Annotated in this window: 12 protein-coding genes and 1 pseudogene; 11 read left to right on the top strand and 2 right to left on the bottom strand. The window is 28.3% G+C overall.

The annotated features are described in order from the left end of the window. Positions 1 to 3 precede the first annotated feature (3 nt). The 8 genes and pseudogenes from DRZ96_RS08120 (at position 4) to DRZ96_RS08090 (ending at position 16,836) form a co-directional block, all read left to right on the top strand. A pseudogene (locus DRZ96_RS08120) lies at positions 4 to 881 on the top strand (CD1107 family mobile element protein). Between the two features lie 304 nt (positions 882 to 1,185). Further along, positions 1,186 to 1,779, top strand: a complete 594-nt coding sequence (locus DRZ96_RS08115; RefSeq protein ID WP_001109528.1) for a type IV toxin-antitoxin system AbiEi family antitoxin domain-containing protein — start codon at positions 1,186 to 1,188, stop codon at positions 1,777 to 1,779. After that, positions 1,772 to 2,611: a nucleotidyl transferase AbiEii/AbiGii toxin family protein gene (locus tag DRZ96_RS08110; protein ID WP_112890260.1), complete on the top strand. Its 840-nt coding sequence runs from the start codon at positions 1,772 to 1,774 to the stop codon at positions 2,609 to 2,611. The genes DRZ96_RS08115 and DRZ96_RS08110 overlap by 8 nt, the downstream gene beginning before the upstream one ends. A 69-nt stretch (positions 2,612 to 2,680) precedes the next feature. Further along, positions 2,681 to 4,387 (top strand): DNA topoisomerase 3, encoded by a 1,707-nt coding sequence (locus DRZ96_RS08105; RefSeq protein ID WP_070737662.1) that lies wholly within the window; start codon positions 2,681 to 2,683, stop codon positions 4,385 to 4,387. A 341-nt stretch (positions 4,388 to 4,728) separates the two neighbouring features. Then, the gene (locus tag DRZ96_RS08100; protein WP_081695903.1) at positions 4,729 to 5,055 is read left to right on the top strand and encodes a type III toxin-antitoxin system ToxN/AbiQ family toxin; all 327 of its coding nucleotides are present in this window, start codon (positions 4,729 to 4,731) and stop codon (positions 5,053 to 5,055) included. Positions 5,056 to 6,084: 1,029 nt separating this feature from the next. Beyond that, positions 6,085 to 6,543 (top strand): TnpV protein, encoded by a 459-nt coding sequence (locus tag DRZ96_RS12325; protein ID WP_079392108.1) that lies wholly within the window; start codon positions 6,085 to 6,087, stop codon positions 6,541 to 6,543. A gap of 192 nt (positions 6,544 to 6,735) precedes the next feature. Then, a complete protein-coding gene (locus tag DRZ96_RS08095) occupies positions 6,736 to 15,660 on the top strand; it encodes an SNF2-related protein (protein WP_407673036.1) in 8,925 nt (2,974 codons plus the stop codon). A gap of 33 nt (positions 15,661 to 15,693) precedes the next feature. After that, entirely contained in the window at positions 15,694 to 16,836 is a 1,143-nt protein-coding gene (locus DRZ96_RS08090; protein WP_040397451.1) for a single-stranded DNA-binding protein, read from the top strand. 130 nt (positions 16,837 to 16,966) lie between these two features. On the opposite strand, the gene DRZ96_RS08085 is transcribed toward DRZ96_RS08090, so the two are convergent. Then, on the bottom strand, positions 16,967 to 18,337 hold the full coding sequence (locus DRZ96_RS08085) for a relaxase/mobilization nuclease domain-containing protein (RefSeq protein ID WP_070737653.1): 1,371 nt from the start codon (positions 18,335 to 18,337) through the stop codon (positions 16,967 to 16,969). Next, a complete protein-coding gene (locus tag DRZ96_RS08080; protein ID WP_002838925.1) occupies positions 18,337 to 18,705 on the bottom strand; it encodes a plasmid mobilization protein in 369 nt (122 codons plus the stop codon). Before DRZ96_RS08080 ends, DRZ96_RS08085 begins: the two co-directional genes overlap by 1 nt. 650 nt (positions 18,706 to 19,355) lie before the next feature. Between DRZ96_RS08080 and DRZ96_RS08070 the strand changes: the two genes are divergently transcribed. The 3 genes from DRZ96_RS08070 to DRZ96_RS08060 all read left to right on the top strand — a co-directional run bounded on the left by DRZ96_RS08070 (position 19,356) and on the right by DRZ96_RS08060 (position 21,294). Further along, positions 19,356 to 19,727 (top strand): metal-dependent transcriptional regulator, encoded by a 372-nt coding sequence (locus DRZ96_RS08070; RefSeq protein ID WP_084572474.1) that lies wholly within the window; start codon positions 19,356 to 19,358, stop codon positions 19,725 to 19,727. Positions 19,728 to 19,883: 156 nt separating this feature from the next. Then, complete coding sequence (locus DRZ96_RS08065; RefSeq protein ID WP_036764333.1) at positions 19,884 to 20,642, top strand: thioesterase II family protein; 759 nt, start codon at positions 19,884 to 19,886, stop codon at positions 20,640 to 20,642. Then, complete coding sequence (locus DRZ96_RS08060) at positions 20,620 to 21,294, top strand: 4'-phosphopantetheinyl transferase family protein (protein ID WP_036764335.1); 675 nt, start codon at positions 20,620 to 20,622, stop codon at positions 21,292 to 21,294. The genes DRZ96_RS08065 and DRZ96_RS08060 overlap by 23 nt, the downstream gene beginning before the upstream one ends. Positions 21,295 to 21,301 lie beyond the last annotated feature (7 nt).

Raw genomic sequence — 21,301 nt, 5'->3', positions numbered from 1 at the left:
ACTATGAAGAAAAAAAGATTAGGGGTAGCCTTAGTGCTACTCCTTTTACTATTAAGTATGCCAAGCATATCCATAGCTAAGAGCAATGATAATGAAATAAAAAATCAGTCAAATGATATTTATTTGCCAGAAAAAAGTAAAGAATTAGAAAGCTTATTTGATGAAGATGTATATAAACCATCCAATGAGAGTCAAAAAATTCCTTATCAGGAAGTGCCGAAAATACAAGAAAATAACATAAAAAATGAGCAAGTAGATAAAAAAGAAAAGCCATCTAAGCTTGTTAAAGGTGGCAATACTAAAGCAATTAATCCATTAGCCACAAAAGAAAATAAGGCAAGAGGAACAGTTATAGAAAATGTAGATAAAAATGGACAGGATATTACACCGAAAGTAGAAGATCAAACATCAAGAGATGAAAAAAAGGAAAATCCAATAGATGTCAGACAATTTTTAACCTTTCAAACAAAGAGTGGAAAAACTATGCACCTCATTGTAGATCACTCGGAAAATCAAGAAAATGTGCAACTACTAACAGAAGTTGGAGAACAAGATCTACTAAATATGATTGAAGGAGAAAGTGAAGTAAAGCCAAAAGAAGAAGTAGTAAAAAAAGAAGAACCGGTGGAGGAAAAACCGAAGAAAGAGGAGAAAGAAGAAAAGAAATCAGGGATAGGACTTTATTTATTTATGGGTTTAATTATTGTTGGTGTAATGGGTGCAGGATATTACTTCAAAATCTATAAAAAAATGAAGAGGAAAGTTTTGAAGAGGAGCAAGATTATAATGAATTAGAAGATGATTATGAATCTGAAGGGGAGGATTATGATCTTGAAGATAAGGAAGATACAGAAATTATTCCAGATGAAGATGAATTTTAATCTTCTCAATGATTTAAGTAGTAGATTAAGGACAACAATAAACTCAATTATCGTGTAAATTTATAAAAAAAAGTATAATTAGAATTCTGGAACTTTAATAAAAAACGATGAACAAAACGACAGCCCAAACTTAATATAAAAGGAAAGCTAAGTATAAATGATTGATTGTATAATTAAGAATTTGATGATATGAAATTTCTTGATAATTTTTGAAACAAATTGGGATAGAAATTCAAAGCCTTGTTGCAAACACACTTATAAAAATATATAATATAAGTGTAAACACAACAAGGGGATGAATATAATGAATTATAGAAAGCAAATTGAAATACATCTAAAAGAATCAGGTGGTATTATAACATCTGCTTATTGCAGAGAGAATAACATACCTACAGTATATTTAAGTAGACTAGCAAAAGAGGGAAAATTGTTTAGAGTTCAAAAAGGAATATATATTATTGAAGATGGTGATTTCGATGAGTACTATTTTTTCCAATATCAGTATAGAAAGGCGATATTTTCCTATGAGACAGCTTTGTTTCTACTTGGGGTAACGGACAAAATTCCATGGAGAATAGATGTTACAGTATACAATGGATATAAATTTAATGAGAAGCAAGATACACTTAATATCAATTATGTAAAAAAATCTATTTATAATCTAGGAATTATACAGAAAAAGACAATGTTTGGAAACACTGTGAATGTTTACTCCTACGAAAGAATACTTTGTGATTTTATTTCCAACAAAGAAAAAATGGATACTGAAGTTTATGTAAAACTCATTCGTTCTTATTTTAAATATAAGGATAAGGATATACATTCTCTATATAAAATAGCAAGAAAAATGGGAATAGAAGATAAAGTAAAGGAAGTTATGGAGGTGGTATATGAATAAAGCAAAGTTAACCGCCATTTGTCATAATATAAGCAAAGAATCAGGACTCCCATTTAATTCAGTAATGTTATATTATTTTTTGGAAAGCATATTAAAAAAATTAGCACAGAGTAAGTATCATGAAAAATTTATTTTTAAAGGAGGTTTTCTTTTATCTAATGTAGTAGGGATAGATTCAAGAAGCACAGTAGATATAGATCTTCTTTTAAGAAATATGCATTTATCAGAAGAAAATGTATTAAAAACAATACAAGAATTACTAGAAGCAAGTCATTCAGATGATATATCCTATAAAGTAAATGGAATAAGTACAATCAAGGAAGATGACCAGTATGGAGGGTTTCGTGTAAGTATACTTTGTAGGATGGAGAATATAAGACAAATTGTACCTCTTGATATTGCAACAGGTGATGTTATCACCCCACATCCCATAGATTATAAATATATAAGTGCTTTTGGGCAAGAAGATATTTTAATTAAAGCCTATCCTATTGAAACAATTGTGGCAGAAAAAATTCAAACAATATACTCTAGGGGGTTTTTAAATAGCAGAAGTAAGGATTACTATGATCTTTATATAATTTATAAATTAAAAGATAAAGAAATTGATACCAAGATATTAAAAGAAGCATGTATTAGAACTTTTGATTATAGAAAAACGGAATTTGATATAGATAAAATCATAAATTTAATGAGAATGCTAAAAACGGATCAAGCTTTTTTATACAGATGGAATTCTTATTCGAAGAAAAATCTTTATGCTAGAGACATAAAGTTTGAAGATGTAATAGATAATGGAATAAATATTATAGAAAAAATAAAAAATCAGTAGAGCTATAAAAAGATGAGGGATTGAAAATTTAATCTCTCATTTTTTTATTAAAAAATTAAAGGAGGAAAAATGAAATTAGTAATCGCAGAAAAACCAAGTGTTGCAGCATCAATAGCAAAAGTTATAGGAGCAAAAAATAGAAATAATGGATATTATGAGGGGAATGGATACATTGTTTCATGGTGTGTTGGGCATTTAGTACAAATGGCAAATCCTGATGTGTATGATGAAAGATATAAGAAGTGGAGAATTGAAGATTTACCTATTATCCCAAAAGAATACAAGTATGAGGTAACGAAGACAACTAAAAAACAGTTTAATATTCTTAAAAGACTAATGAATAGTAATGAAGTTGACACCATTATTAATGCTTGTGATGCTGGTAGAGAAGGAGAAGCTATCTTTAGACTTGTATATATGATGGCAAATTGTAAGAAGAAAATGAAACGTCTTTGGATTTCCTCAATGGAAGACTCTTCCATAAAAGAAGGATTTAGCAACTTAAAAGATGGAAGTAATTATGATAATCTTTTTGATTCAGCTAAGGCTCGTGCCATAGCTGATTGGCTTGTTGGAATGAACATAAGTAGACTTTACTCCTGTCTATATAATGAAAATTATAGTGTAGGCAGAGTACAAACACCAACTTTATCAATGATTGTGAATAGAGATGATGAGATAAATAGTTTTAAAAAAGAAAAATATTATACAGTGGAGATTTCTATGAATGGATTTACACTGTCGACAGATAGAATTGATGACAAGATAGTGGCAGAGCAGCTTAAAAATTTAATCGGAGAAAAAATTGAAATAACCGATGTAATTAAAAAAGAAAAGATTACAAAGCCTAATCTGCCCTTTGATCTAACAACACTTCAAAGAGAATGTAATAAGTATTTTGGATACAGTGCAAAACAAACCCTAGATTATGCCCAAAGCCTGTATGAAAAGAAGTATATTACCTATCCACGAACAGATTCAAGATATTTGACAGTAGACATGATAGAAAGCACTGTAAATAATATTATAGGGAAAAATGATTTTGACACAGAAAGAATTAAGGTAGTTTTTAATTCTGAAAAAGTTACAGATCATCATGCAATAATTCCAACGATAAGTTCATTAAATAAGGATATTTCAAATCTTCCGGAAAGTGAAGCCAAAGTATATAGACTTATAACAAATAAACTCTATGCAAGTTTTGGATATCCTCTTGTAGAAAATACAACAAAGATAGTGGCTGAATTTGACGGGTTTGAATTTATAAACACTTATAAAATAATTGCTGAAGAAGGATTTACAAAATATTTAGAAGAATATAAATCAAAGAAGAAAGAAGATATACAACTTCCTGATGTAAAAATAGGAGATTTTTTATATATTGAAAATAAAGATATAAAAGAGAAGTATACAAATCCACCTAAACACTTCACTGAAGACACACTCTTAAAAGCAATGGAAATAGCTGGGAATGATGAATTAGTTAAGGATGTTGAAGTTGAGAGAAAAGGACTTGGTACTCCTGCTACAAGAGCGGGAATAATAGAAAATTTGATATACAAAGGTTATATAAAAAGAGAAAAGAAAAATCTAATATCAACTAGAAAGGGATTAAACCTAGTGACTATAGTTATAGATGAGTTTAAATCTCCAAAGACAACAGCAAAATGGGAAATGAGATTAAGTGATATAGCAAAGGGTAAGGAATATAAAGAGAATTTTTTAAAAGAAATTGAAGAAGAAATAGAAAATACTATAGGTAAATATTATAAGTAAATTGATTATAAAAACTTGAATATAATTATAGGAATGAAGAAAGGAATGATTTATGAAAGAAATAGGGTATAATATAAGTGATAAAAGAGTAGGCATTAGGAAATTTGCTTATTTGACATTACTATAAATATACGTTATACTCTTATCAGATAAAGATGGTGTCCCGCTACCGTTAAAGGTGGAGCATTAAAGAAGGTGTATCACTACCTACATCCCAAAGGTAAAATATTAAAGCAAACAGAGAGGTTAAAACCTTTCTATTTTTTTATTCCAATTTCTTCTGCAAAGGAAAACGCAAAAAATGAAAGAATGTTTCTGATGAGCATTTTTTAATTTATGAAGTGATCGATGATAGTATTACTATAGATGGAGATATTTACAGATATTATTCTGATAAAGAAAAAATTCACATATTATCTATATTGGATATTAAGAAAATGATTCCTGTACCGACTGATTGTTATGAAAGAATTGATTTTAACGAACTTGAAGATATCAGATATAAAGACTTATTTCAAAAAGAATATGCTTTTTGTTTAAAAATAAAAACAAAGATCTTGATAAAGGTAGAAAAAATATACAAAAATCAAAAGAAAACAGGAATTATAAGAAGAGCAAATTGCAATTTTTCAAAGTTAGAAAAGGCAATGTTGGATTGGAAGCAATAGAATAAAGGCAGTTAGAGCGATTTGAAAAGTAAAAAATTTCAATCGTTTTTTTATTGCAATAAAAAGATAGCGTAAATGACATTTTAAAGTTATCTTTTGCTTACAGAAATTTAAAAAATAGAAAGAAATAAAGTTTAATAAATAAATATATAAAAATTTAGTTCATTTTTATCACTATAATGAGGAGGGATAAAATGCCAAGATATGATATAGTAGATTTAAGCAGATCAATCTATCTTGCAAAAGAAGAATTTAAGAAAGATATAAAAAAATATGAGGAATATTTAAAGGTATCAGGCAATAACTATAAGTATCCATATATACATCAAATATCTATATACAATATGGATCCAAAAGCAACAGCCTGTGCAGAATTTGATTATTGGAAAAGTATAGGTAGAAGCGTTAAAAGAGGCGAAAAAGGAATACCACTTTTAGATATAGATAGTGGAAGGATAAAATATATCTTCGACATAAGGCAAACAGTAAGTATTAATCATAATATTTCTGAGGTAAAGTTATGGAAATATGATAGCAAAAAGCATTTAAACTTACTAGATGAAATGATAGATAAGTTTAAAGAAAAAGATAGTAAGCTTCTATTAAGCCAAGAAGATAAAATTGCTGCCTTAGTAGAAAGTAATGTTAGAGGAAAATTCAATAAAATTTTAGAAAGTCTATCTGATGAAAGTTTAAAAAGCATTCAAAAGGTAGACCTTTTTAATTTGTTAAAAGAATCCGTAAAAATTTCTATAAGCGAGAGAATGGAGGTCTCATATCAGCTAAAAGAAGAAAACTTATCTTTACTGTCTAAAATATCAAGTTCGGACATAGACAAAGTATTAAGTATAAGTGCTAATATAAGTAAAAATATCTTACTTGATTTGGGAAGTGAAATAAAAAGATTAGAAATTTTAGAGAAAATTCAAGAAAGAAAAGATTTGGAGCAGACAAAAGAGCTTAAGGAGCGTTATAATAAATTAAGTTCTGATATAAACGGTGAAATAAATTTTAAAGGAGGCTTGGAAGATGAAAGAGAAATTAACATTGGCAGGCAAGGAATACCTCATGGAGGAGGGGATTTACACACCAATCGTCAAGGAGAATTCCTTCGAGAGACAGGGAGGGACATACAAGATGGAAGAATTGGAGGAAGGCATGGAAGTCCTAATACCCAATATGGCAATTCCCAAGGAAATAGATTTAAAGAAACTCAACAGATGGGGAAGGATGAGATTGAACTTTCTCAAGGAGAACAAAGAAGAGGATTATCAGATAATGTATTTGCAAGGGACATTGATGGATCATCTTCTATCAAAGGAAAAAGAGATAGAGGACTTTATCACGAGGGAAGAAGTCAAAATGATGGAAACTTGGGGTCTGACAGAAGAACTGAAAGAAGAGGACTATCTGAAATATCTGAGATTGAAGAAGAACATGGATATGACCCTACAAGAAATAGGGGAAAGGGAGATAATCCTAATCTAAAAAAATGAGGAAGTAGAGTCTACTTCCTTTTTTTCTGCTAAAAATCATGGAGAGCAAATATCCTTCTCAAATCCAATAAGTCAAAGAGAAATAGATACATTTTTAATACATGGAGGAAATCATGAAGATGGAAGATTAGCAGTAATAGCAGAATTTTCTAAGGGTAAATCTTTAGAAGAACAGGCAAACTTTTTGAAAGAAATATATAGGGGAGCCAATGGTCTTGAAATTGAAGGAAGAAAGATATCTGCATGGTTTGGAAAGGAAGGAGCAATTTTAAAAGATGGAGATGAGGCAAGATATAGAGAAGGGCAAATAGTTTCTTGGAAAGATTTAGCTAATAATATTAATAATTTATTAGATAGAGGAGAATTTGCTAGCAATGTTGAGATTGTAGAAAGTGCGACATATGAAAGAGAAAAAATAGCAGAAAAATTATTGTATTTAAAGAGAGATCTTACTGATGAAACTAAGGATAGATATTTAGCGATTCTTAATGATATAAAAGGAAGAGGCTTCCCAGATGAAAAAGAAAATCTCGGGAAAAAACTTGAAGATAAAAATTTTATAAATAAACTCAGAAAAGAATACGAGGTATTTTTAGAAGAATATAAGATTAATCCTGATATTTTAAGATTTCATCATTATAAATTATCTAAAATCTATAATGATATCAATGATTTAGAAATAGAAAGAAAATTATATAGGTCAAATTTAAAGGATATTGCACCTATTCAGAGTTTTATAACACAAGATGAAATAGATGAAAGCCTAAAAAGAGGAAGCGGGTTTTCTGATGGAAAGAAAAGAATATATGAATTTTTTACTGAAAAGCATGATTTAAAAGAACAAGCAGATTTCTTGAAAAATGAATATGGCGTAGGTGGAAGTTCTCATGCACTATCTGCTGCAAGAGAAAGTGGTGAGTGGCACGATGCGAAGGGAATAAAATATAATAAAGGTAATGCAAAAGAAATACTACTATCTTGGTCTAATGTTGCAAGAAGAATTAATGACCTTATTAAAAAGAATAGATATATAGATGAAGAAAGTTTTGAAGAAAATAGGAAGAAAAAAACAGATCAGGAAATAAATAAAACAGAAAAAGAAAGCCAGGAGTATATAAATTATCAAGATGATTTGCCTCCAACTGATAATGATGTATATATAGAAAGAACAAATAATAGTTCTATATATTATTATCAAGGACAGTCTGTAGCAAGTATAGGTGATGATGGAAAACTTATCATTTATGATGAATTTATGCCAAACTTTTTAAAAGAAGAAATATATTCCATAGCCTTTGAAAAACAATTAGATATACCATTAGACCAGTTAGACGATGGAATTATTCTTGAGGGAATACATGACACTTTTTATATTAAAGAAAAGGAAGAAATAGAAGGAAGAGAATATTACCTTTTAGAAAGTCAAAGTCGATATGATGATATTCCAAATATTGTAGTTAATTCTAACAAAGAAGTTATAGATGATGATATAGTAAATGGTTTTGAAGAATTTAAGGAATTTTATCCTAATAAAAATAAAGAGAATATAGGTTTTGATTTAGATAGCCATAGAAAAGATGATTATTGGATAATTGAGTTTAATGAGGGTTCAAGTCTAATAGAAAAAGATTATGCAGGACAAAGGCTGACTAAAGAACTATTAGATGAAATAAGGGAAATAGATGAAAAGATAAGACTTCATAATAAGACCTTAGGAGAAGATGAATATGGGCAGATGACTGATAAGTGGGAGGGGTATTCCAAATTCTATTTTAACCATATAGTAGATGGGAAAATAGTTGATCACTATAAGATAGACATAGGTGATGGAAATGAGATCAACCAAAGAGACTTTGAATTTCTTTATGAACAAATAGGAAAAAGTCAGATAGAACTTAATCAAACTATAGAAGGAAATAAGATAGATGAAAAAATAATTTCAATAAATCAAATTGAAGATAGAATTTTTGATGTATTAGTTAAGGATAAAGTTTTAGAAAATGAAATTATAAAGGCAAGAGAAAACTTAGGAAATAATACCTTAGCAAGTTTTAACTCTGTATTCCAAAGAGAATATGTAAAAATCATGAGAGAAGTTGCCGATAAACAGGGAAATCTTCCGGATGATATGAAGGCAATAGATAAGGTTAAAGAATTAGCTATTAGAATAGAAAATAGATATAGAGAATATTTAAATAATTCACATGAAAACAATATAGAAGATGATAAGGAGATACTCTCTATAAAAGTGGGAGATATAGTTAGAACAGAGGATAATAAATATTTAAAAATAAAAGATATTTCCAGTGGATATGATAATAACCATAATCAAATAATATATTATTCATATGATGCCTATTTTGATAAGGACTTAAAACTATTCTCACATTCCTTTAAAGAAAGCGATTTAAAAGCTTTAGAAGTATTAAGAAATGAAGTAGAAGAAAAATTAACAAAAGAGATTGTAGAAGATAAAATAGCAGTAAAAGTAGGATTTTATTATGCTTTAGTAGATAAATATAAAACAAAGGATATAGAATTAGAAGAAACAGGAATTAGAGTTTATCCAAGAAAGGAAAACTCACAAGGAAAGATCTATACTTTATATAAAGGGAAATCTTTTGAAGATAGCAAAAAAATAGACAGTTTGTTTGATGAAATTACTGCCAAAATGAAAGAAGCAAATCTTACAAATTTAAATGATGTATTAGAATTGGAAAGGGAAGGTTTATTTGAAATTACTGATGATAAAGTTACAAAATTTGAGGAAGGCTATGATATAGATGTTCAAAGCTTTAATCAGCAATTTCCAGATTATTATAATGATATATATGTTTTTAATAAAAATCTTGAAATCAATGGAGCATATCAAAATTTAGCACATATAAATGAAGAAAATAAAATCACTTTTAATATAAATTTATCGCAAGAAGAAAAATCCAAAATTGAAGAAATAAGAGATAAGAAACAAGTTCTTTCCATGTTAATAGATAAGGATATCAAAGAAAAAAGAGAATACTATTTTGATCCTCAAAATGAAGAATACTTACTACTATCAAAGAAAATAGAAGAAGGACTATTAAAAATCCCAGATAGTATTAAGGAGACAATCGATGGAAAAGAAGGCTTTGATGTAGAGCTAATCTTAGATATAAAAGAAAAAACTCTAAGACAAAATTTACGATACAATGGATATATTTTAAATTCTAATCAAGCTATAAAATATAAAAGTTATAAGGACATATTAAGTAACTTACCTTATTTACTTGATGACAAACATAGAGAAGTGCTTTTAAATGGATATTTAAATCAGCAAATAGAAAATGATAGAACAAGGCAAGAAGAAAATCCATTTAAAGAAGGTATGAGTGTTAGATACAAAGGAAAAGAATACACTATAACCGCCATTAACGATAATACAAGTCCTAAAACTATAGAATTAGAAGATAGCACAGGACTAATGAATGGTTTTATTACCGGAAGCGAAACAATTCTTTTTAATGACTACAAAAATCTTGATTTAGAAGTATATAAATCTAGCGAAAAAGAAAAACAATCTATTGATAAAGAGGAACTAGTAGAACAAATCAGCTTTGAAGATATTGACAATAATAACGAAGAAAAAGTTAAAAAAGACAAAAAGACTGATAGAGAAAATACAGAAGGGGTTTCTGAAGTTTCTTTAGAAAACTATAAAATTATTAATGAAGAAGAAAACCTACCACCTTCACAGAGATTAAAAAACAACATTGAAGCTATAAATGTCTTAAAGGCTTTAGAAAAAGAAAATAGAAGTGTAAGAAAAGATGAACAGGAAATTTTGGCAAAATATATCGGCTGGGGAGGACTTTCTGATGTATTTGATGAAGAAAAGGAAGGTCAATGGCTTGATGCAAGAAATTTTTTAAAAGAAAATCTAACTGGGGAAGAATATAATAGGGCAAGAGGATCAACCCTAACAGCTTTTTATACGCCGAAAGTAGTTATAGACTCTATCTATGAAAGTCTTTCTAATCTTGGCTTTGAAAAAGGAAATATATTAGAACCAAGTGCTGGGACAGGGAGATTTATAGGAAATCTACCTGAAGAAATGAAAGAGTCAAACTTTTATGGAGTTGAATTAGATAGGATTAGTGGACAAATTGCCAAAGAACTTTACCCTAATTCCAATATACAAATAAAAGGATTTGAAGAAACCAATTTTTCTAATAACCTATTTGATGTGGCCATAGGAAATATTCCTTTTGGAGAATTTAAAGTAGCAGATCGTGAGTATGAAAGAAATAACTTTCTAATTCACGATTATTTTTTTGCTAAAACTTTAGATAAGGTTAGGGATGGAGGCATCATTGCATTTATAACATCTTCAGGAACAATGGATAAAAAAAGTGAAGATGTTAGAAGATATATATCGGAAAGAGCAGAGTTCTTAGGAGCAATAAGACTACCAAATACTACATTTAAAGGGGTAGCTGGAACAGAAGTAACTTCAGATATAATCTTTTTAAAAAAGAGAAATAGGCTATTAAAGATAGATGAAGACTGGATAAAGCTAGACAAAGATGCAAAAGGACTAATATATAATAAATACTTTGTAGATAATCCTCAGATGGTAATAGGGACTATGGAAGAAATACCGTCAAGATTTGGGACAAGCCTTGCATGTATTGAAAATAAAGATATTTCTTTAGAAGAAGGACTAAAAAAAGCCATTAAAAATATCCAAGGTAGGTATGAAGAAGCTCAAATAAATGATGATTTAGGAGAAGAAACAATACCAGCTGATGATAGTGTTAAAAACTATTCTTTTGCTTTAGTGGATGATGAAATATATTTTAGAGAAAATTCAATTATGCAAAGAATATCCTTAAACCAAAAGGATAAAGATAAGGTAAAAAAATATTTAAGATTAAATGAAAGTCTAAGGAAAGTTATAACCTATCAAAGAGAAGACTATTCAGATGAAGAGATAAAAAAAGAACAAGAAAATCTAAATAAATTCTACGATGATTTCAATAGCAAACATGGAAGACTAAATTCAAAAACCAATAAAAAGTTATTTAGAGAAGATGCCAATTTTTCTTTAATTTCAACTTTGGAAAAATTAGATAAAGAAGGCAACTTTATAGGAAAATCTGACATCTTTAACAAGAGAACTATAAAAAAAGCTGTAATAATAGATCATACAGATAGGGCAATAGATGCTCTGGTACTCTCTATTAGTCAAAAAGGTAAAATAAATTTTGATTATATGGAAGAATTGACAGGAAAAACAAGAGATAAATTAATAGAAGAATTAAAGGGAGAAATATTTTTAAATTTAGATTCCTTTGAACCTAATGATATAAATCCATTTAAGTCTGCTAATGAGCTAGGAGATTTTTCAAGACCTTACGTAAGTGCTGATGAATACTTGTCAGGAAATATAAGAGATAAAATTGAAGTTGTAGACTCTTATATTAAAAACATCGAAAAAGAGTTAGGAAAGGAAGAAAATCTAGAGGATAGTAAACTCTTAAAAAAAGAATTAGAAGAGTTACATTTTCAAAAAGCAAAGCTAGTGGAAGTAATGCCTAAAGCACTAGATGCAAGTGAGATTACAGTTAGAATGGGTGCAACATGGATACCGGAACAAGATTACAAAAAATTTATGTTTGATTTGTTGAAAACACCAGTTTCATCAAGGTGGAATATAGATATTAAGTATTCTGACTTTACAGGAGAATATAGAGTTGAAGGAAAAAGCTCTGATAGGGACAATGACCTTGCTTCTTTTACCTATGGTACAAATAGGGTAAATGCCTACAAATTGATAGAAGATACTTTAAATTTAAGAGATACTAAGGTATTTGACCAAGTAGAAGACAGTGATGGAAAGAAAAAATCTGTGCTTAATCAAAAAGAAACAATGCTTGCAAGAAGTAAGCAAGAGATGATAAAAGAAGAATTTAAAAGCTGGATATTTGATGATGTGGAAAGAAGAAATAGATTAGTAGAAGATTATAACGAAAGATTCAATTCCATAAGACAAAGGGAATATGATGGATCTAATCTTACTTTTGAAGGAATGAATCCTGAAATAGAATTAAGAGCACATCAAAAAGATGCCATAGCAAGAGGTTTGTTTGGTGGAAATACTTTACTTGCCCATGAAGTAGGAGCAGGAAAAACCTTTGAAATGATAGGTATAGCCATGGAGTCAAAAAGACTTGGTATGAGTAATAAGTCAATGTTTGTTGTTCCTAACCACATTGTAGAGCAATTTGGAAGAGAATTTAATGAACTTTATCCAGGAGCTAATGTATTATGTGCTACAGAAAAAGATTTTACACCAGATAGAAGAAAAAGATTTTGTAGTCGTATTGCTACAGGAAGTTTTGATGCTGTTATTATAGGGCACAGTCAATTTGAAAAAATTCCTATATCAAAAGAAAGACAAGAATATGAATTGCAAGGTCAAATTGATGAAATCATTGACTATATAGATGAATATAAGAGAGAAAGGGATCAAAGATTTACTGTAAAGCAATTAGAAAAAACAAAGAAAAAATTAGAGACAAAGTTAGAAAAACTAAATGCTGATTATAAGAAAGATGACGTTGTAACCTTTGAGGAACTGGGAGTAGATAAGTTATTTGTAGATGAAGCCCATGCCTACAAAAACCTCTATCTATTTTCTAAAATGAGGAATGTAGCAGGAATTACTTCTACAGATTCACAAAAATCATCAGATATGCTTATGAAATGCCGCTATATGGATGAAATAACTAATAATAAAGGATTAGTATTTGCCACAGGTACACCAGTAAGCAACAGTATGGCTGAACTTTATACTATGCAGAGATATTTACAGTATGATGAATTAAAAAAGATGAAATTGCAACATTTCGATTCTTGGGCGTCTACTTTTGGAGAAACAATAACGGCAATAGAATTAAATCCTGAGGGTAATGGTTATAGGAGCAAAACCAGATTTGCAAAATTTTATAATCTTCCTGAACTTATGAATACTGTAAAAGGATTTATGGATATTAAAACAGCTGATGTTTTAAATCTTCCTACACCAATTGCCCATTATGAAACTATAAAAACAAAGCCTACCGAAGAACAAAAAGAAATTCTTGAAACTTTTTCCGAGAGAGCAGATAAGGTTCGTGATAAGCAGGTAGATTCAAGTGTTGATAATATGCTATTAATAACAAATGATGGGAAGAAGATGGCGTTAGATCAAAGATTAATCAATCCTTTACTTCCTGATGATCCTAATAGTAAGGTAAATACCTGTATAAAAAATGTATTTAGCATTTGGGATAAATATAAAGATAAAAAATCTGCTCAATTAATATTTTGTGATATGTCTACACCAAGTAGTGATTTTAATATCTATGATGATATTAAAACAAAACTTATAGATATGGGAGTACCTGAAAATGAAATAGAATTTATTCATAAGGCAAAAAACAATATGGAAAAAGATGCTATCTTTGATAAGGTAAGAAAGGGAGAAATAAGAGTCTTACTTGGTTCAACACAGAAAATGGGAGCAGGTACTAATGCTCAAGACAAGCTAATTGCAATCCACGATCTTGATATACCATGGAGACCGGCTGATCTTTCTCAAAGGGCAGGAAGGATTGTGAGGCAGGGAAATGAGAATAAGGAAGTCCATATATTTAGATATGTAACAGAAAATACTTTTGATGCCTATCTTTTCCAAACCTTAGAGAATAAACAAAAATATATTTCTCAAATTATGACTTCAAAGACACCTGTAAGAGTTGCAGAAGATGTAGACGAAGCCACATTAAACTATGCCGAAATCAAAGCTCTTGCAACAGGAAATCCATTAATAAAGGAGAAGATGGACCTTGATGTTGAAGTTTCTAAACTTAAAATGCTAGAGTCCAATTTTAAATCAAATCTTTACAAGCTGGAAGATAAAGTAGTTAAATTTTATCCAAAGGAAATAGAAAGATTAAAAGAAAGGATAGAGAACTTAAAGGAAGATATTAAAAATGTTGAGCCTTATAGAGAAGTAGATAAAAATTTAAAAGAAGATAATAAATTTACCTCTCTAATTATTGACGGAAAGAAGTATATAGATAAGAAAATAGCTGGAGAGTTTTTGTTGAACAAAATTAAGGGAGTTAAAATATATAGGGAAATGGATAAAGATGGAGAAAAAATAGGTGAATATAGAAATTTTGATTTATCCATAAAATATGATTCTTTTTTCAATAAATATAACTTTATATTAAAAGGTAAGGGAGAATATAGAGGAGAGTTTGGAACAGATGAAATAGGTAATATAACAAGAATGGATAATGTATTAGATAAATTACCAGAAAGATTAGAAAATACAATTTCAAAACTAAAAGATACAGAAGAGCAATTTCAAACAGCTAAAATTGAAATACAAAAGACATTTCCACAAGCTGAACTTTTAAAGGATAAGACACTAAGACTTGCAGAAGTAAATAATTTACTAGATATGGGAAAAAGTGAAGATATAAGCCAAGATAATCCATTACTAGAAGAAGTAAAGGAAGAATTGATAGACTTCCTTAACAGAGAATATGATGAAGAAAACAGGTTAGAGGACTTTGATACTATATTTCCTGACTTAACAGATATAGGAATAGCTTATACAACTACACCAGATGAAAAACATGAAATACAGGTAAGTTTAGATTTAATAAATTACAAGATGAACACCTATGTAGATAAGAACCTAATTGACAGCTTTCAATACACCTATGATCCCTTAGATGCAAGTGATTTAAAAGAGCTAGTACAGATAAAGACATCTATTGGCTTTTGGAATTTTAGTGAGCTTGTATCAGTAAATGAAGAAAAACTGAGAGAAGTAATGGGATTTGAAATAGATGATGATGGCAACTTCTATGACCCATTATCTAAAGATATGGATTTAGATGGAATAATAGATAGAAATGATGCTGACTTTAGAGATAGTAAAGTTCAGGAAATAGGGGATTTTGAAAGGAAAGAAAAAACATCTATTATGGATAAATTAAAGGAATATAAGGGGAATTTAGCAGTAAATAATAATATAAAAGAAATAAATAATAGTGAACCATGTGGCAGATAAAGCTTTAAATGAGATTATTAGAGGAAAAAGAATATGGAATTTGATAGATATAGCTTTAATGAATTTATTCGAGAAAATTTTTCTTTTGATGGTGCTACTCAGAGAATAATTAACAATATAGTTGAATATGGAATTAAAAATTTTGCCACTTCAGAAGATAAATTAGTTGAACTTATTCAGACTACAATCGATGATCCAACAGTTGAAGAAATAAAACAATTTATTATTAGTGATGGAAAGGAAGAAGAAATAAAAGATTTAACAGATAAGAGAGAGAAAAATAGAAATGGAGGAATAAAAATGAATATAAAAAAGGGAAATGTAATTGAAACTGAATTTGGAGACACTATGGTATTGGATGTGAAAGATAATCAAGCTACCTTATTTGACGGAAATCAATTTATTTTAGCCACAGGAGTAGAGTTTAATAAAGAAAGTGGAAAGTATGAATGGAATTCTGTTAGATACGCAAGTGATATAAAAACAATAGCAAATATGGAAAATACAAATTTTGAAAGCATGAAAAATACAATAGATTTTTTAGCAGAATATAATCATAAAGAATTTGTAAAAGGTATTATATCTCTTGAAACAGGAGTAGAAAATGAAAATGTTCTTAATAATGCCTATGATAATTATATGAACGATTCAGTTATGGGTCTTATTGATGAAAAGTTTATTGAATATATAGACGAAGAAGAGTTAAAAGAAAATTTAGAAGCTAATCAAGAACAAGGAGATAAAGAGATGAAAGATATAGATAATAAAGAAAAGGATACAGTAAATATAGATGGAAATATAGCAACTGATATAGAAATTAAAGATTTAAAATCGAAAGATGGGAGGGACTTTAAAGTAGCCTCCTTTTCTATTGCTGAAAATGACAAGGAAGGAAATGCAAAATTCATCAGCTGCTACGCCTATAATGACAAAATCAATCAAGTAAAAAATTTGAAAAAAGGAGATTTTGTACACCTATTTGGAAAAGAAAAGAAAAGTATGGGAAAGGATAATAAGGAATACACAAGTCTAAAAGTATACTCTGCAAAGTTATTAAAAGCTAAAGAGCATACAAAAGCAAAAGCATCAACAATAGGGAAATTAAAGGAATTTAAGACTAAAGGGGATATGAAAGTGGATGAAAATAAGAAAAAGGATAATAGCATAGAAAGGTAAAAGATTATAGGGGGCAGGTTTTAGTCTGCCTCCTATATTTTTTTATTGGTTGTCTTTAAGGAAAAATGATGGGTTATATTGAAAAAATATCAGCTCAAAATCTATCCGAAGAAGCTGATACACCAGATCCTTACTTATACAATTCATTATAAATATACTTATCAGTATTCTTTCTTAATTGAGTCAATTCATTTATCAATATATTCTCGTTGGCGTAGTCATCCATAAGAATATCTTTTTTATTTTTGTATTCATCATATAATTTTGACAACTCTTTTATACTTAGATTTTTATATTGACACTTTTCTAAAGCATTTATTGCTTTTTCATATGCGATAATTTGAGGCTTATATTCACTATAAAAATCTTTATCATTTGGATTTTCTTTATAGGTTTTATAGATAACCTTATTTATTTTTATAGTGTTAATGCCTTCAATAGCTGCGTAAATTTCGCTCATAACTTTTTCAACATCTTTAATCTTATTTAGGATTTCTTGCCTATTAACAGCCTCTTCTTGGAGTTTAGTTTCCAAATCCATACTAGATGATAGACCGTATTTTCTAAGCTGATTTAAGGTATTCGCCATAGTATTCATATTATGTTTTCTTGCCCATATTTCATAACCTTTAGAAGATTTAACCTTTTCATTACTTTCTATGTCTATTATATTATCAAATTTCTTATAAGATTTTTCATCATAACAAATTTTGTTATTTTTGTAATTTTCATTTACCTTATTTTCAATTCTCTCTTTTATTTTCTCTTTTGTATAATCTTTTCCAAGAGTAGTTTCCCTCGCACGAATGAATCGCCCTTTTTCTCCTTGTTTTTTATGCCTGAAAGAAAGATATTTTCCAAGTTTAATTTCATAGCCATATTCTTCCATAAGCTTTAAGAAATTCTCATAGCTATTTGCTTTATTAATTGTATGATCAATAGCGATTTGAAGTTTATGTTTCCAAGATTTTCCTTTCTTAAATTCAATATATTCTTTATAGGATTTACCATTGGTTTTATACTTTTCCTTAAATTTTACATAATCTTCATCTATAACTGATAGCTTATACTTTCTACATAAATTATCACTATGATTTCTAATTTGGTGATAAGTTTTTTTGTTACTTTGATATGCTTTACCAGTCTCAAAAGAAACATTATTAAATAGTATATGGTTGTGAATATGTCCCTTATCTATATGGGTAGTAAGAACATATTCATACTTTCCTTTTAAGATTTTTTCGCATAGTTCTATTCCTATTTGATGAGCCTCTTCAGCAGTAGTTTCTCCGGGGAAAAAAGATTGAATTAAATGTCTTGCCAAAACTTTTGCTTTAGAATTACATTCTATTTTTGTTTGTTCAAATTCTAAATGAGCAGTTATAGGGTTACAGTTTAGGGAGGAAATTAGAATTTTTCCATCTGTTTTATCACTATTCATAATATAATCAAGTGCTATTTTTAAAGTGGATTTTATAGGATGAATTTTAGTAATTGCCATTATTTTTTCTCAGTATTTATGCTATTAGAATTAGTAAGAGAGTATATTTTTTTACGCATAGAGAAAATATCTTTCGCTTGATTTTCTAATAAGCTTTTTAAATCTTCTACATCATCTTTATATATAATTGATGTAGTATTTATCCTTTTAGCAATTTGATTTATATTATTTGAAGTACGACTTATATTTGTTGACATTTCACGAAAGACATCCATATCTAGTACATAAATATCCTTTTCTAAAATACATTTCATAATAAATTGTCTAAGAGTTTTACACTTAGATGCTTTATATTTTTCATTTAGCAATTCTAACTCCTCATCAGATAACATTAAATAGATTCCGTTATTCCTAAATCTACTTGTCATAATTTAACCTCCTCGTATATTATAGTTGTAGTAATAAAATACTACATTTTGTTCTCAATCCATCTTTCTTGTGGGATAATAATTGTATATATAGAGCTCGTAGTAAACTTCCTTGAAGTTCCTCTTCCTAATAAATTTATTAATCGAAATAAAAAAGAAAAACCTGTAAATTCAAGTAGGATAACTTGACTTACAGGTTTAATTTATTCTATATATTTCATCTGGAAATCTCCTGATTTAATTTTTTATTGCTTATATTTTATCATTTTTTGAGATAATATTCAAGTTTACGTTGAAGCTATTATAAGCGTTTGTTGCTGAATTTAATTATTATAAATTTAGGGGTTTGGGGATATTCCCCAACAAGTAAAATGGAAAAAATAAGCGATATGATCGTAGTATTCTTATTTCATTTTTAGTAAGTGCATATGCACTTACTGTGCTTGCTATTTTTGCTATTTTTACTATTTTTGCTATAATACACTATTTTATGATAACTTAAATTTTAAAAAATTAAAAAAATTACTTTGAAATAGATACTTTTACAACTATAATAATATGTATGATATTAAAAAATATTTTAAATTATCATATTTAAAGATATTTGATTAAATTATTAGTTAATAACAATTTAAGAGGGGGAGTAATTTATTTTACACAGGGAATTTGCTGAAGAAAATTATTTAGAAGCCATATATATTTTATCTTTGGAAAATGAAGAGGTTAGAAATATAGACATTGCTAACTATTTGGATTACAAAAGACCGACGGTTACAAGAATGCTAAAAAAACTTGACAATAAAGGCAGGATAACTTATGGAGATGATAAAATAATTCGTTTAACAGAAGAATCAAAAAAATTTTGTGAAAAGATGTATAAAAAACATATGTATCTTACTAGCGTATTCATTAAACTTGGAGTTAATCCTAAACAAGCAGAAAGTGAAGCTTGTCTTATAGAACACGTTATATCAGATGAAACGTTTAAAAAATTAAAAAAACATTTTAATGAAACCTTATAATTAATAGCATAGATAACTTTTAAATAAGTTTTTTATGCTATTTTTTTTAATTATTTTACAAAAAAGTTCAAAAACTCATTGATAAATGTTATCAAATGGTATATAATGAATAAAAGTTAGCTATTGCTAACAAAAAATATATTAAAAGGTGAATTTATGTCAAAAAATTTTGAAATGCTAAATAAAGAATTAGACGAAAACAATATTAAAGCTAGTCTTGTTATATTTCCGTTTGCAGGAGGTGGAGTATCTGCATTTAGAAATTGGAAATATGAATTTGAAGATGTAAGGATATTTGTTGCTCAATATCCAGGAAGAGAAAATAGATTTTCTGAAAAAGCTATAAGTGATATTAATATTTTAGTTGAAACATTATTCAATGATATGGAAGAAAATTTTGATTTTGGAAAACCTTACTATTTATTTGGACATAGTATGGGAACAAAAATAGTTTATGAAATAGCCTTAAAGATCAAAAATTCAAGATATGAAAATCCAAGAGGAATAATAATTTCAGGTGGACGTGCTCCAGTGTATAAAGAACCAAACCCAATCTATTACCTTGATGACGAAGGTTTTATAGAAGGGCTAAGAAGATATGAGGGAACCCCGAAAGAGATATTAGATAATAAAGAATTGATTTCAATTTTTTTACCGACACTTAGAGCAGATTTTGTAATAGACGAAGACTATCAAGATACAAAACATGAAAAATTAGAAAGTCCCATACTTGGCCTTATGGGAGATAAAGATCAAGAAATGAAATTAGAAGAACTTAAAAAATGGCAAGATTATACAACAAAAGAATTCGTCTATAAATATATAGATGGCAAGCATATGTTTGTAAATACATCTACTGATATGGTTATAAGGGAAATAAAAAGCTATATTAATGAAAACGTTAAAAATAATTAAAATTACAGAACTAACAAAATTTGACATTAATGAGGTAGTTCAATTTATACATGATGATTGTATAGCAGTAGTTGCTGTAGAGACAAATAGTTACGGAATTATAAGTGAATGTATTCCATATTTAAGTAAAGATCAAATTGAAATTATGTGGAAGTATAGAAAAGAAAGTGACAGAATTAATTATGCTGTAACAAAAGCAATAGTAAACTTGCTATTTTCTAAAATTGAGAAACTAAAATGCGAAGAGATTAGATGGCGTTACGGTAAATATAATAAACCATATATTAGAAATCATTTGAATTTACATTTTAATATATCACATACCACAGGATTTTCAATAGTAGCCTTCTCAAGAAATGATATAGGAGTTGATATTGAAAATATAGAAAGAAATATAGATTATAGTGAAATTAAGAATAATTTTTTTATTAACAATGAAAAAATATTAGGTTTGAAAGACTTTTACAAATATTGGGTTTCTAAAGAAGCTTATTTAAAATATAAAGGAGTCGGTTTAATTCAAAATTTGGAAACAGTTGATGTTATTAATAAAAATAATAATGTAATGAAAGTTATAGATAAAGAAAATAATATTCAAAAGGAGATTTTGATTTTTGAAAAAGAAAAATTTGTTTTTGCGTTATGCTATTAAAAAAGTA

This window comes from Peptoniphilus harei (assembly GCF_900454685.1).
GTDB classification, from domain to species: Bacteria; Bacillota; Clostridia; order Tissierellales; family Peptoniphilaceae; genus Peptoniphilus_A; species Peptoniphilus_A harei.
This window is presented reverse-complemented; position numbering and strand designations above follow the sequence as displayed.

Coding starts and splice junctions, on each gene's coding strand:
- DRZ96_RS08115 (WP_001109528.1), top strand. CDS start 1,186: ATGAATTATAGAAAGCAAATTGAAATACATCTAAAAGAATCAGGTGGT.
- DRZ96_RS08110 (WP_112890260.1), top strand. CDS start 1,772: ATGAATAAAGCAAAGTTAACCGCCATTTGTCATAATATAAGCAAAGAA.
- DRZ96_RS08105 (WP_070737662.1), top strand. CDS start 2,681: ATGAAATTAGTAATCGCAGAAAAACCAAGTGTTGCAGCATCAATAGCA.
- DRZ96_RS12325 (WP_079392108.1), top strand. CDS start 6,085: ATGAAAGAGAAATTAACATTGGCAGGCAAGGAATACCTCATGGAGGAG.
- DRZ96_RS08090 (WP_040397451.1), top strand. CDS start 15,694: ATGGAATTTGATAGATATAGCTTTAATGAATTTATTCGAGAAAATTTT.
- DRZ96_RS08085 (WP_070737653.1), bottom strand. CDS start 18,337: ATGGCAATTACTAAAATTCATCCTATAAAATCCACTTTAAAAATAGCA.
- DRZ96_RS08080 (WP_002838925.1), bottom strand. CDS start 18,705: ATGACAAGTAGATTTAGGAATAACGGAATCTATTTAATGTTATCTGAT.
- DRZ96_RS08065 (WP_036764333.1), top strand. CDS start 19,884: ATGTCAAAAAATTTTGAAATGCTAAATAAAGAATTAGACGAAAACAAT.
- DRZ96_RS08060 (WP_036764335.1), top strand. CDS start 20,620: ATGAAAACGTTAAAAATAATTAAAATTACAGAACTAACAAAATTTGAC.